Consider the following 12,901-nt stretch of genomic DNA (forward strand, 5'->3'; position numbering starts at 1 on the left):
TCAGGCGCCGTACAGGTTCTTGTCGTGCTTCTCGACGATGCCGGCGAAACGGCGGGCAAAGCGTTCATCCGCCTTGGCCTTCTGTTCCAGAACCTTGCGGGCGAAAACCATGTGATCCTCATGCGCCTCCAGCATGTCGGCCATGCGCGCGTTGGTGGCGCTGCCGATCTGGGCCATGGCGGTCTGTGCTTCCTGATCCGTCTGCACGCCAATTTCGTTGATCCGGTGCGCCACGTCCTGCTGCTGGGCAGTCTTCAGCGACTTGGTGAGAGCATCGTACAGCACCACGCGCTGTTTGGTGTCGGTCTGCAGCTTGTTGATCAGAACCATCTGCGTCGCCGCCTGGTTCTGAAGGCTGTCCACCCAGGTCTTGCCCTTCTCGATATACCGCTCAAGGGTCTGGCTTTTGGCCAGCTTCACCTGTTCCTGCTGCACCATGTCGTTGTAGGCCTTGTTCAGATCGGCCAGTTCCGTTTCAAGCCGGGTGCGCGCGGCGGCGTCCTGTTCGACGCTGATCCTGTTTTCCAACTCGATCAGCTTGGGGTCCATGGCCAGGATCTCGGCGCGCAGCGCCTCAAGCTCGCCCACGGTGAATTCGCGTTCGTCCAGGGTTTCGGTCAGGTTGCCTTCGACCTTGACCTTCTGTTCGTTCAGAACCGCCAACTGCCCTTCCAGAAGCCTGACGATGATGTCGGACTTCGAAATCAGGTCCTGCAACTTGTCATCCACGCTGGCGGTGCGCATCCGCTCCTGGCGCATGGAATCCGACTTGGCCTGTGAAAAGATGCCCACGAAGCTTTCCCAGCCGGTCTTTTCGCGCATCTCGGCAAAATCGCGGGAAAAGCCCGAGGTCACATCGTCCAGCCCCATGATCAACTCGGCGATATTGGCGTTCATCATCTCGGTATGGGCGTGCACGTCGTCCAGGGTGGCATTTTCGATATCGACCGTCGCATCGGTGCCGGCCGCCATTTTCTGACGTGCGGTTTCGATCCGGCTGGTCAGTTCGGAAATCTTGGTCTGGGCCTCGGCCACCTGGGCCTGGCTTTCACGGACCTGAGCGTCAAAATCGGCCATGGGGCACTCCGTAATGTTACAAATATTCACATAGGTATTTCCGCCAAGGATAGAAGGGGCAAAGCACAGCGGCAAGCGCAGATGCGCCCCATCCGGTTCAACCGAAGGCAAGCCGCGCCATCGTCACCCGGCGCCGGAATTCGGCCAGGGCCTGTTCGGACAGGGGCTGGGGCAGCGCATTCACCACGGCGACCCCCCAGTCGACATAAGCGATCAGCCGTGCGCGCGGCCAGCTTTCGGGCGGCGAGACGACAAGCGCGCCGATGTTGGATGTCTTGTCTGCCAGCTTGACCAGCGCTGCCTCGGGCGACTTGTGCGGGGCGTTTTCCAGCTGCGCCTGCTTGCGTTCGGGTTTGGGCAGGCTCTTGTCGTCGGTCAGCTCCGCCACGATCGCCGCGATCCGTTCGCCCATCTCGCGGGTCAGGTCGGCCCTGTTGAAGGGGGCGCAATCCTCGACCGTGTCGTGCAGCCAGGCCGCCGCGATGGTATCGGTGTCGCCGCCCCAATCGGTGACAAGCGCCGCCACTTCTTCGAGGTGGACGATATAGGGTTCGCGCGCGGCGCCCTTGCGCAACTGCCCCTCGTGCAGCCGCCGCGCCAGGGCCTCGGCCTGTTTGATCCTGTCGTTCATGTCATCACTCCTTGGCCAGAGCGGACAGCCTGCGCAGGGTGCGCCGGTGTCATGTCCGGCGCCAATGTTGGGGAAGGTCGGAACCGGCGAGCGCCGATCCACCCTTAGAGGATCGGATCGAAGCGTGGTGATGTCAAGTGGCCAGGGGCGGCATCTTCATGACGCGCTGCGCGAAAGTTGCCCGGCGGTCAGGAAAACCCCCACTTGCATTCCCTCGGGGCAGGCATAACCTGCCCGGCATTCTGAATGACATTTCCGGAGGTTCCATGTTTCGTATCCTAGCAACCACTGCCGCCTTCGCCCTGGCCAGCCCCGCCCTGGCCGACGACGTCACCGACACCCTGCAAAGCGCCATCGACGCCTACAGCGAAGGCGACATCGCCTATGCGCTTGAGGAAATCGCCTTTGCCACCCAGTTGATCAAGGCGCAGAAGGCCGGGGCGCTGAACGCCTTCCTGCCCGAAGCCCAGGCCGGCTGGACCCGCGAAATCGACGAGGACGAGGGCCGGTCGCTTGGCATGATGGGCGGCACGGGGGCCGTGGCGCGCTATTCCAACGGCGATGACAGCTTCAACATCCAGATCATGGCCGACAGCCCGATGATCGCCGGGTTTGCCGGGGTGTTCGGCAACGCCGGGATGATGGCCACCATGGGCAAGATCGAACGCGTGGGGCGCGAGAAGTTCCTGAACCAGGACGGAGAGCTGACCGGCATCGTGGCGGGCCGCATCCTGGTGCAGGCCTCGGGCGGCGATGTCGACACGATGATCGCGCATCTCGAAGCCATGGACTTCAAGGGACTGGCCGGTTTCGGCAGCTGATCCGAAGGTGCGCTGCGCGCGCACCATTCCCCTGGCCCGCCCTGACGGGCGGGCGGCGCGCCCCTGCCGACCAAAACGCCTGCTGGCAGGTGTCGGATGAGTATTTTCGGCAAGAAAGAGGGGGCGTGCCCTCAGGCAAGGACCGCGCCGGTCAACGGGCTGTCGGGATGTTCCAGTGGCTCGATCACGTCGAAATGGTGTTGCCCCTTTTCCACGTGCAGGCGGGCCGTGGGCCAGGCCTCGGCCAGCCAGCGCGCCTGGTCGAGGAAGGCGGGGCGTTCATCGCCCCCCACCCAGGCCGCCACCGGCACATCGCGAATGTCGCGCATCAGGCAGGGGCTTTCCGCGGCGGCCGTCGCCTGATCGAGGCGGAGATCGGCATTCATCGCCGTGTCAATCAGCGGGCGCAGGTCCACCACCGGCGAGATGGCCACGCAGTTCACGACCCGCGCCTCGGCATGGCCAAGATCGACATCGCGGCACATCATCCTTGCCACCAGGTGCCCGCCCGCCGAATGCCCGGCCAGGCGGATCGGCCCTTCGGTCACCTCGGCCACTGCACGCACCGCCGTGGCGATTTCGCGGGTGATCTCGGCGATCCGCACCTCGGGCGCGAGGGTATAGGAGGGCATGGCCACCACATAGCCGCGCCGAAGTGCACCCGCCGCCAGATGCGACCAGGACTTGCGGTCGAACAGCCGCCAGTACCCGCCATGAACGAAGATCACCACGCCCTTGGCCGCGCCTTCGGGAAGGAACATGTCATAGCCTTGCCGGCGGCGCGATCCGTAGGGTTGATCCAGCCTTGCGCGCCCTTCTTCCAGCAGCTTGGCGCGAAACTGTTCGGCTGCGGCGGCCCATTTTGGCGGGAAGGCATCGGCGCCCGGGATGAAATCGCGGTTGGCATAGGCAATATCGTTGGACATGGGGGAACCTCCGGCTTGGTCCCCCGGTTATAGCTGGACAATCCGCCGGGTCACATGGTTTGTCTTGCCCATCCCGGCCTTCCCGTCCTGACGGAGTGCTTTTCATGCTAGATTCAACCACCAACCTGTCCGATCTTCTGTCCGACCCCTCGCTGCTGGTCAGCCAGGCTTACCTCGCCGGCGAATGGGTGGATGGCCCCTCGGGGCGCAGCTTCGAGGTGACCAACCCGGCGCGCGGCGATGTCATCGCGCAGGTGGCCGATCTTGACCGTGCCATGTGCGCCGAGGCCATCGAGAAGGCCCGCCTCGCGCAGAAGGACTGGGCGAAACGCACCGCGAAGGAACGTGCCAACATCCTGCGCAAGTGGTTTGACCTGATGGTCGAGAATGCCGACGACCTGGCCACGATCCTGACCGCCGAACAGGGCAAACCCCTGGAAGAAGCGAAGGGCGAGGTCATGTATGGGGCGTCATTCATCGAGTGGTTCGCCGAGGAGGCCAAGCGGGTCTATGGCGAGACGATCCCCGGCCACCAGCCCGACAAGCGAATCATGGTGATGAAACAGCCCATCGGGGTCTGCGCCGCGATCACACCCTGGAACTTTCCCAATGCGATGATCACCCGCAAGGTGGGCCCCGCGCTGGCGGCCGGCTGTTCCATGGTGGTGCGCCCGCCGTCGCTGACCCCACTGTCGGCGCTGGCGCTGGGGGTACTGGCCGATCGCGCGGGGCTGCCCAAGGGCGTGCTGTCGATCATTCCCTCGTCGTCGTCCTCTGAAATCGGCAAGGAGTTCTGCGAGAACCCCACCGTGCGCAAGCTGACCTTCACGGGCAGCACCGAGGTGGGGCGCATCCTGCTGTCCCAGGCTGCCGACCAGGTTATGAAATGTTCGATGGAGCTGGGCGGCAACGCGCCCTTCATCGTTTTCGACGACGCCGATCTGGATGCCGCCGTCGAGGGTGCGATGCTGTGCAAGTTCCGCAACAACGGCCAGACCTGCGTCTGCGCCAACCGGATCTATGTGCAGGCGGGCGTCTATGATGCCTTCGCCGAAAAGCTGGGCAAGGCGCTGGCCGCGAAGGATGTCGGCGACGGGCTGAAGGGCGCCGACCTTGGCCCGCTGATCGACGCCGATGCCGTCGAGAAGGTGCAGGCCCATATCAAGGATGCCACCAGCAAGGGGGCGAAGGTTCAGACCGGCGGCAAGCCGCATGATCTGGGCGGAACGTTCTTCCAGCCCACCATCCTGACCGGCGTGACCCAGGACATGGCGGTGGCCACCGAGGAGACCTTCGGCCCCCTCGCCCCGCTGTTCCGCTTTGAAAGCGTGGACGAGGTGATCGAGATGGCGAACGACACCATCTTCGGCCTGGCCGCCTATTTCTATGCCAATGACCTGTCGAACGTCTACAAGGTGGCGGAAGCGCTGGAGTACGGCATCGTCGGCGTGAACACCGGCATCATCAGCACCGAGGTGGCGCCCTTTGGCGGGGTCAAGCAATCGGGGCTGGGCCGCGAAGGCAGCCATCACGGCATCGAGGATTATCTCGAGATGAAATACGTCTGCCTGTCGGTCTGACCGGCGATCCACCCGCGATGCCGGCCTGACGGCGCGCGGGTGGTGCCCTGCCCGGACAATGCCTGGCCTATAGCGCGGCGACCAATCGCTTCAGGTTGCCGCGGTCGCTTTCGGCCATGGTGCGGGCGGGCGGAATATCGAAGCCGCGTTCCAGCAAAAGGGGAAAGAGCGCCGAGAGTTCCGCCAGCATGTCGGGCGACATGAGAGCGATGGCATTGGGGCCAAGGAACAGGCTTTCGGTCTTCACGCCCTCGGCCAGAACCACCTCGTGACGGTCGAAACAGAAATGAACCACCCGCATGTCGTTTTCGGCGGCGATCAGGGTGACCCCGGGAATCTTCAGCAGTTGAACCGCGGGAACAAGAACCTCGTTCAGCCTGAAGGATCGCCGCACCGCCCGCGAGGCCACAAGGATGCGGTGCTGGCGGGTCACGATCATGTCACGACGGGGCAGATCGTTCCCCAGCGCGCCCTTTGCGATCTTCACCAGCTTGTGCTTGTCCGATGTCCGCATCGCACCCGACGAAATCAGCGTGCTGCCGATCCAGCGAATCTCCTGAAAGCCATGATCGACAGTCCAGACACGATCGCCCACCGCCAGATCGCGGGCCGCGACGGGCCCGGCATCGGTGTCGATCAACACATCGGGGCCGAAGCAGACGGGCAGATCGTCGTCCTGGGTGGACATGTCGACGCTGCGCAGGTTCGCGTTGCCGCTGTTGTTGCCGACCGAGGTGATGGTCAGCTTGCTCCAATCGCTGAACGGCCGGATTGCGGGGTCGTTCACCACGCTGTCCAGCGGGTTCAGGATGACATCTCCGCTCAGCATCTTGTACATGCGGAAACCGTCGGTCGCCACATAGGTCGTGCCATCCGAATAGGTGATCGTGACGGTGGTTTTCACCATGTCCACGACGAACACATCGTCCTGGCCGTTGAATTCGCTGTCGGGGTAGTTCAGCCGGTCACCGCCGGTGAAATTCGTCGGGTCGGGGCCGGTTTCGTCGTCACTGTCCCACAACTGGCCATCGTTGTTGCCATCGACGAAGTTGAAATCGACGCGGCTGCCTGTTGCATCCAGCTCTTCACCGACGGTTTCGGTGAAATCCTCGCTCACGTTCTGTTGGGTTCCCGCAAGGGAATTCGGGTAGAACCCGCGCAGGATGAAGCCTTCGATACCAGAAATGTTACCCATTGAACCGATCACTCTCGTTAACGAAACCCCCACAGGTTATGATAATCGAGAAAATGAAACAAATGCTACTCTGGGTTGTATTTTCAGTGTTTTCAATGAAGTGCGCTGATTCCAAACGGAAAACAATCGCGTGAGGCCGCAGTTCCGCCCGTTCGATCGATGCGGCGCTGCCGCGCCAGGCGTCCATTCTGCCACGATCTGAGCGGTTGAGAACCGCGCGAAAAGCCGAAGGGCGAATCAGTGCCGTGTCGCCGCGGCCGTGCAGAACAATGCAATTCGCCACCCCGAAGGTGCTTTACAAGCGTTGAAATCGTTGGAATGAGCGGTACGCGTCCTCCTGATCGGGGCCGGACCGAAGCAATCGCTAGCTGGCAGGGCGGGCCCCATGGGCGGGCCGTTGTCGTTCTTATATCCAGGGGAGGGCCCGTGTGATCTGGTCGGAACATCTGCGCGAATTCGTGACCCTTCTGGTGGTGATCGACCCCATCGGCTCGGTTCCCGTGTTCCTTTTCGCCGTGGCCCATGTACCCCCTGCCCTGCACCGCAGGTTCGCGGTCCGCGCCGTGGCGATTGCGACGGTGGTGCTTCTTGCCTTCCTGATCGGCGGGCAGTTCGTGCTGGAAACGCTGGGCCTTCGGCTGGGATCGTTCCAGATTGCCGGTGGCATCATACTTTTCCTGTTCGCGCTGACCATGATCTTCGGCAGTTCCAAGCCCGACATCGAGATCGAAGAGGCCGAGCGTGACCACCTCGCCGGGGCGGTCTTTCCGCTGGCCATGCCCTCGATCGCGTCGCCGGGGGCGATGCTTGCGGTGGTCGTTCTGACCGACAACCACCAGCAATCCATTTCCGAACAGACGGCAACCGGCGTGCTGCTGATCCTGGTGATGGTGCTGACGTTGTGCCTGCTGCTGGCCGCGACCCTGATTCACCGGATCATCGGGCGCACCGGCGCAAGCGTGATCAGCCGGGTCATGGGCATCGTCCTTGCCACGATCGCGGTGGATTCGATCCTCGGGGGGTTCGACACACTGAATATACTGGATATCGCCGAACCCGCCGCCCTGCCGGTTCAGGTCGAATGACGCCGCTCAGAAGGCCTTGAAGGTCAGCGTCGTCAAGGTGCGTTCGATGCCCTTGATGGTGCGCAGGTTGTCGTTGATGAACAGCCCGATGTCCTGATCGCCGGGAATGTACATCTTCAGCAGCAGATCGAATTCGCCGCTGGTAGAGTAAAGCTCGGAGTGGAGTTCGCGCAGCACGATCTCATCGGCGACCTTGTAGGTCTCACCGGGGACACATCTGATCTGGACGAACACGCATTCCATGGCCATGGCCAAACTCCTTCGCTGCCGGTGGCAACAGCCTATTCCCCCCCGCGGGCGGGAACAAGCACCGTCATGCCAGCTCGGGGTCGTCCAGATCGGTCTGTATCCATCGCTCGCTCAGGTGAATATCGGTGCTTTCCAGCAACCCGGGCCCCAGGTTTTCAAATTTGTGCGGCACTCCCGCAGGCCCCAGAATGACCTGCCCTGCCACGGCTTCGATCTTCCGCTCGCCGACGGTGAACAACGCGCGGCCGCTGCGCAGGATGAACACCTCGCCATAGGGGTGCACATGCCATTTCGGCCCGGCGCCGATCGTCTCGGTGGCATAGAACAGGACGGTCACGCCGGTGCCGATGTCGATGCCTTCGAACCTGCCCTTCCACAGGCTGTCGTCGCGCGCCCAATCGGCGCGGTTCAGGATGGTCGGTTCACGGGTCATCTTGCCTGCCTTTGCGCTGGGTCCACCTTGCCCAACGCCAAAAGCCGGGCCTGGGATGCAAAAGAATTTCGCAACACGCCAAGGATTGACCGGCGGCGCGCGTCCAACAACTGTGATGCGCATGAACACGACAGACGAGGATCTGGCCCGCGCGGCCGCGACGGGGGACGCTGCCGCCTTCTCGGCCCTGCTCGAGCGGCGCTATGACACCCTGTTCGCCCTGTGCTTCCGCCTGACCGGCACCCAGGCCGAGGCCGAGGATCTGACCCAGGACATCTGCCTGTCCCTGCCCGCCCGCATGGCGCACTTTGCCGGGCAGTCGCGCTTCACCACCTGGCTTTACCGGGTGGCGGTGAATGCCGCCCACGACCGCCGCCGCCGCGCGGCAAGCCACACCAGGGCCGCCCGGGGCTGGGGCGACTGGGAACTGGCCCGCCAGGCGGCGATCGACAAAGAGGCCGACCGCCAGGATTGGCTGCAGGGCGCCATGGCCCGGCTTCCCGCCGATCTGCGCGACACCCTGGCGCTGACCATGGACGATGACCTGACCCACGCCGAGGCCGCCGAGGTTCTGGGCATATCGCCAGGCACCGTCAGCTGGCGGCTGTCCGAAGTGCGCAAACGCCTGCGCGAAGAGGCCCGAGAGGAGGGCGCCACATGACCGATCCGCTGGACGATCTGAAATCCGCCATGCAGCGCGCCACACCCGCGCCCGATGCCGCACGCCGCGCCCGGACCCTGGCCGAGGCGCAAAAAAACTTCGCGGCCCGCCAAGAAACGGCATCGCCCCTGCGTCCTAACCATGACCGCCCCGAAAGGTGGGCGGCCTTCTGGAAAGGTATCACGCAGATGTTCACAACCCTCACCCGCCCCGCCGCCCTGACCGCGACGACCGCCCTTGTCGCCGCCGTCGTCTTCGTTTCCCTGCCCGCAACCCGCGAGATGCTGCGCCCCGGTCCTGTGGATGACCTGCGCAGCCGCACCGAAGACACCGCCGCCGACCGGGCCCCCGAACCGCAACCGGTGGACGATGTGATGGTGGACGCCCCCGCTCCGGCCCCGCCCATGGCCGCAAAGCGCGCCGCCCCCGCCGCCGATGCCTATGTCGGCGCGCTGGCCGAGGAAGCGCCGATGCCGGTGATCGAACCCGGCAGCACCGAGGCCTATGCCAACGCCGATCCGAACCCGGTGAAACCGGTGGCCGAACAGCCGGTCTCGACCTTCTCGGTCGATGTCGACACGGCCAGCTATGCCCTGGTGCGCCAATCCATCATGGCCGGCGCCCTGCCCCCGCCCGAAGCGGTGCGGGTGGAAGAGATGATCAACTATTTCCCCTATGCCTACCCCGCGCCCGAAGGCGGCGCCCCCTTCCGCCCCACGGTCAGCCTGATGGAAACCCCCTGGAACGCCGACACCCGGCTTCTGCGCATCGGGCTTCAGGGTGCGCTGCCGCCCCTGGCCGACCGCCCGCCCCTGAACCTCGTGTTCCTGATCGACACCTCGGGTTCGATGAGCGATCAGAACAAGCTGCCGCTGCTGATCCAGTCGTTCCGCCTGATGCTGGGCCAGTTGCGCCCGACCGACGAGGTGGCCATCGTCACCTATGCCGGGTCGTCGGGCCGCGTGCTCGATCCGACACCGGCGGGCGAACGCAGCACCATCCTTGCCGCGCTGGAACGTTTGGCGGCGGGCGGCGCGACAGCCGGGCAAGAGGGCCTGCAACTGGCCTATGCCACCGCCGATGAAATGGCCGGCGAGGACGAGGTAAGCCGCGTGATCCTGGCCACTGACGGCGATTTCAACGTCGGCCTCTCCGACCCCGAGGCGCTGGAAACCTACATCGCCGACAAGCGCGACAGCGGCACCTATCTTTCCGTCCTGGGGTTCGGGCGCGGCAATCTCGACGATGCGACAATGCAGGCCTTGGCCCAGACGGGCAACGGACAGGCCGCCTATATCGACACCCTCTCCGAGGCGCAGAAGGTGCTGGTGGATCAGTTGACCGGCGTGCTTTTCCCCATTGCCGACGACGTGAAGGTGCAGGTCGAATTCAACCCGGCAGAGGTGGCCGAATACCGCCTGATCGGCTATGAAACCCGCGCCCTCCGGCGCGAGGATTTCAACAACGACAAGGTGGATGCCGGTGAAATCGGCGCCGGCCACCAGGTGACCGCGCTTTACGAGGTGACGCCCCTCGGCTCTCCGGCCACCCTGAACGATCCGCTGCGCTATGGCGGCGAGGCGGGCGACGGCGCAGCGGGCGGCGAACTGGCCTTCCTGCGCCTGCGCGCCAAGGCCCCGGGCGCCAGCGAAAGCAGCCTGACGGAACTGCCGATCCCGGCCACGGTAACCGACGCCGACACCGACGCGCGCTTTGCCGCCGCGATCGCCGGTTTCGGGCAACTTCTGCGCGGGTCCGACTATCTGGGCGACTGGACCCTGGACGATGCCATCGCCCTGGCCAACAGCGCAACGGGCGAAGACGCCTTCGGCTATCGGCGCGAAGCCGTCAGCCTGATGCGCCTGGCCCAAAGCCTGAAGAACTGACCCCCCCTCTTTCTTGCCCTAAATACTCAAAAAGGCGCGCCAACGGCGCGCCTTCCCCATTCTTGCAAACGGTCCGACAGACGTCAGGCGTCGGCGTGTTCCACCGCCTTGGTCTCGACGGTCTCGCCCTTGGCAATCTCGATGCGGCGGGGTTTCAGAGCCTCGGGCACCTCGCGCACAAGGTCGATATGCAGCATCCCGTCGACATGCGACGCGGTGGTCACGCGCACGTGGTCGGCAAGGTGGAAGCGGCGCTCGAAGGCGCGGGTGGCAATACCGCGATGCAGATAGGTCCGCTCGCCTTCATCGCTGGACTTGCGGGCCGAGACGATCAGCGCGTTTTCACGCACCTCCACGCTCAGGTCGGCATCCGAGAACCCGGCGGCGGCAATCGAGATGCGCCAGCCATCCTCGGCGGTCTTTTCGATGTTGTAGGGCGGATAGGTCTGCGCGCCGACATTGTCGGTCAGAACGCGGTCCATCAGGTCAGCCACCTGATCGAAACCGACGGTGGCACGGTAAAGCGGTGCAAGATCAGAGGTTCGCATGGGTCATCCTTCCAAAAGCGATAACGTTGTCTGGCCCTCCCACGGGGGACGGGCCGGTTGTCCGGGCCCGCATCCGGCACCCGGTATCGCTTAGGTAGGAAGAGGCTCGGGGCGGTTCAAGACCCCTCAATCGCGCCGCCGCGCCTTCAGGAAACGGGCGCCCTGGGCGCGGTGATCGGCCCTGGGCATCACCCGCCGCGCCACGGCATCGCGCGCCAGGATCACGCCGCGCCCGGTGGTCAGGGCCGATTTCAGCTCGGCCAGGGCGGGGGGAATATCCATGCCATAGGCCACCTGCCGCCCGCGATATTCACCCCCCGACGAAATGATCGAAACGATCCGCGCCCGCCGCCCCGAAAGATCGAAGACCGGCGCGCCCGATGCGCCGAAGGTCACGTCGCAACTCAGCATCGTCAGCCGATCGCGGCTGTCCAGAACCCCGCAACGCCGTTGCAGGGAAAGCGCCGACGCCCGGCCCTCGGCGTAGGACACCACCGAAACCTCCTGCCCTCGTGCCGGAAGGCGCTCCACCAAGAAGGGCGCGGCGGTGGCGGCCGGAATCGGCGTCTCCAGCTCCAGCAGCGCCAGGTCATACCGGATCTGGCCCGCGCGCCCGGTCGTCGCCTCGGCATATAGGGGATGCACGACAGCACGTTTCACGCCCCGTTCGGCCACGGCCAATCCGTCGCGCAGCCCGGCGCGAAACCGCAGGGCGCCGAGATCGCGGGCCGTGCCCTGCGCCCGGTCGAACAGGCAATGGCCCGCCGTCAGCACAAGGTCGGGCGCGATCAGAACCCCGGAACAGAAGCCGCGGCCCCCCAGGTCGACACGGCCTACCGCCTCCCAGCCCAGCCCTTCCGAGCGCAGGGTCAGGCGTTTCAGCCCGCTGTCACCGGCAAGAACCGGCGCCGGCCCATGGGCGAGCAGACCCAGGACCAGCGCAAGGAGGCCGCGGCAGGCCAGCGCCCTCATGGTTTCAGGAATTTGGCCGTGTTGCCTGCACCAAGCCGGCTGAGCCGTGCCGATCCACGGCCGAACACCCCGTCGCTTTCGTGCAGAACCGTCATCAGTTCGGCCAGCGGCGTTTCCAGCGAGGTGCCGATGGAAACCTTCTGATCCTCCATGTCGGCCATGGCCGACACCACCGAAACGATCTGCGGGCGGTCGCCGTCCAGAACGAAGATCGGCGCACCGGACGATCCGAAGTCAACCTCGCAGGACAGGACAAGCGCCCCCGCCTGGCGGGCCAGCACATGGCAGGTTTCCTGCAGGCTGGGCCGTTCGGCGCGGTCATGGGCGTAAGACACAACGCCGACCCGGTCGCCCTTTTGCGGGCGCGCGTGGGTGGCAAAGGGGGCGATCCGGCTGTTGCGGATCGGGCGGTCCAGCTGGATCAGCGCCAGATCGCGGGCGATGCGCCCCATGGCCTTGTCGTTGATGTCGTATTCCGGGTGAACCACGCTGCGCCGCACGCCGCGATAGGCCTGGGCGCGGCCATCGCGCCAACCGGCCAGGAATTCGATGCTGTCATCGCCATAGCGCTTGCCCGTGCGCTTGTCGAAAAGACAGTGTGCGGCGGTCAGAACGATGTCTTCCCCGATCAGCGCGCCTGTGCAGAACGATTTGCTGCCCAGGTTCAGCCGCCCCACGGCATCCCAGCCGCGCGCGTCATCCGCTGTCAGCAGGGTGCGCAAGCCGCTTTCCTCGGCCTGGGCCGCCACGCTGGCCAGCAGCGCCATGGCACCGGCAAGAATCGCTCTGATCAATCGCATCCGCAGTCTCCCTGTCCTGCCCAAGGTCTAGCCACCG

General features: G+C 64.9%; 14 protein-coding genes. 5 read left to right on the forward strand and 9 right to left on the reverse strand.

Annotation, left to right across the window (positions count from 1 at the left end):
* Together H7828_RS03780 and H7828_RS03785 are read right to left on the reverse strand one after the other, a co-directional pair.
* Entirely contained in the window at nt 1–1,077 is a 1,077-nt protein-coding gene (locus tag H7828_RS03780; protein ID WP_226779651.1) for a coiled-coil domain-containing protein, read from the reverse strand.
* A 97-nt stretch (nt 1,078–1,174) separates the two neighbouring features.
* Entirely contained in the window at nt 1,175–1,708 is a 534-nt protein-coding gene (locus H7828_RS03785; RefSeq protein ID WP_226779653.1) for an HD domain-containing protein, read from the reverse strand.
* A 266-nt stretch (nt 1,709–1,974) separates the two neighbouring features.
* Between H7828_RS03785 and H7828_RS03790 the strand changes: the two genes are divergently transcribed.
* Complete coding sequence (locus H7828_RS03790) at nt 1,975–2,529, forward strand: hypothetical protein (protein ID WP_226779655.1); 555 nt, start codon at nt 1,975–1,977, stop codon at nt 2,527–2,529.
* A gap of 131 nt (nt 2,530–2,660) precedes the next feature.
* Here H7828_RS03790 and H7828_RS03795 read toward each other — a convergent pair whose 3' ends face one another.
* On the reverse strand, nt 2,661–3,455 hold the full coding sequence (locus H7828_RS03795; RefSeq protein ID WP_226779656.1) for an alpha/beta hydrolase: 795 nt from the start codon (nt 3,453–3,455) through the stop codon (nt 2,661–2,663).
* A 104-nt stretch (nt 3,456–3,559) separates the two neighbouring features.
* Between H7828_RS03795 and H7828_RS03800 the strand changes: the two genes are divergently transcribed.
* Nucleotides 3,560–5,035: an NAD-dependent succinate-semialdehyde dehydrogenase gene (locus H7828_RS03800; RefSeq protein WP_226779657.1), complete on the forward strand. Its 1,476-nt coding sequence runs from the start codon at nt 3,560–3,562 to the stop codon at nt 5,033–5,035.
* A 67-nt stretch (nt 5,036–5,102) separates the two neighbouring features.
* Here H7828_RS03800 and H7828_RS03805 read toward each other — a convergent pair whose 3' ends face one another.
* On the reverse strand, nt 5,103–6,230 hold the full coding sequence (locus H7828_RS03805; RefSeq protein ID WP_226779658.1) for a Hint domain-containing protein: 1,128 nt from the start codon (nt 6,228–6,230) through the stop codon (nt 5,103–5,105).
* Between the two features lie 428 nt (nt 6,231–6,658).
* Between H7828_RS03805 and H7828_RS03810 the strand changes: the two genes are divergently transcribed.
* Nucleotides 6,659–7,315 carry a MarC family protein gene (locus H7828_RS03810; protein ID WP_226779659.1) on the forward strand — a complete coding sequence of 219 codons (657 nt, stop codon included), beginning with the start codon at nt 6,659–6,661 and terminating at the stop codon, nt 7,313–7,315.
* 6 nt (nt 7,316–7,321) lie between these two features.
* Here the strand turns inward: H7828_RS03810 and H7828_RS03815 are convergent, their stop codons facing one another.
* Both H7828_RS03815 and H7828_RS03820 read right to left on the reverse strand, forming a co-directional pair.
* Nucleotides 7,322–7,558, reverse strand: coding sequence for an Lrp/AsnC ligand binding domain-containing protein (locus H7828_RS03815; protein ID WP_226779755.1), 237 nt, complete (start codon nt 7,556–7,558; stop codon nt 7,322–7,324).
* Nucleotides 7,559–7,628: 70 nt separating this feature from the next.
* Entirely contained in the window at nt 7,629–7,997 is a 369-nt protein-coding gene (locus tag H7828_RS03820) for a cupin domain-containing protein (RefSeq protein ID WP_226779660.1), read from the reverse strand.
* A 121-nt stretch (nt 7,998–8,118) separates the two neighbouring features.
* On the opposite strand from H7828_RS03820, the gene H7828_RS03825 reads away from it, so the two are divergent.
* On the forward strand, nt 8,119–8,658 hold the full coding sequence (locus tag H7828_RS03825; protein ID WP_226779661.1) for an RNA polymerase sigma factor: 540 nt from the start codon (nt 8,119–8,121) through the stop codon (nt 8,656–8,658).
* On the forward strand, nt 8,655–10,544 hold the full coding sequence (locus tag H7828_RS03830; protein ID WP_226779662.1) for a vWA domain-containing protein: 1,890 nt from the start codon (nt 8,655–8,657) through the stop codon (nt 10,542–10,544). Before H7828_RS03825 ends, H7828_RS03830 begins: the two co-directional genes overlap by 4 nt.
* 83 nt (nt 10,545–10,627) lie before the next feature.
* Here the strand turns inward: H7828_RS03830 and H7828_RS03835 are convergent, their stop codons facing one another.
* From H7828_RS03835 to H7828_RS03845, 3 genes are all read right to left on the reverse strand, one after another.
* Nucleotides 10,628–11,092, reverse strand: a complete 465-nt coding sequence (locus H7828_RS03835) for an Hsp20 family protein (RefSeq protein ID WP_226779663.1) — start codon at nt 11,090–11,092, stop codon at nt 10,628–10,630.
* A 126-nt stretch (nt 11,093–11,218) separates the two neighbouring features.
* Nucleotides 11,219–12,064: a trypsin-like serine peptidase gene (locus tag H7828_RS03840; RefSeq protein ID WP_226779664.1), complete on the reverse strand. Its 846-nt coding sequence runs from the start codon at nt 12,062–12,064 to the stop codon at nt 11,219–11,221.
* Complete coding sequence (locus tag H7828_RS03845) at nt 12,061–12,864, reverse strand: trypsin-like serine peptidase (RefSeq protein ID WP_226779665.1); 804 nt, start codon at nt 12,862–12,864, stop codon at nt 12,061–12,063. The genes H7828_RS03840 and H7828_RS03845 overlap by 4 nt, the downstream gene beginning before the upstream one ends.
* Nucleotides 12,865–12,901 lie beyond the last annotated feature (37 nt).

It is taken from the genome of Oceaniglobus trochenteri (assembly GCF_020529025.1).
GTDB classification, from domain to species: domain Bacteria; phylum Pseudomonadota; class Alphaproteobacteria; order Rhodobacterales; family Rhodobacteraceae; genus Oceaniglobus; species Oceaniglobus trochenteri.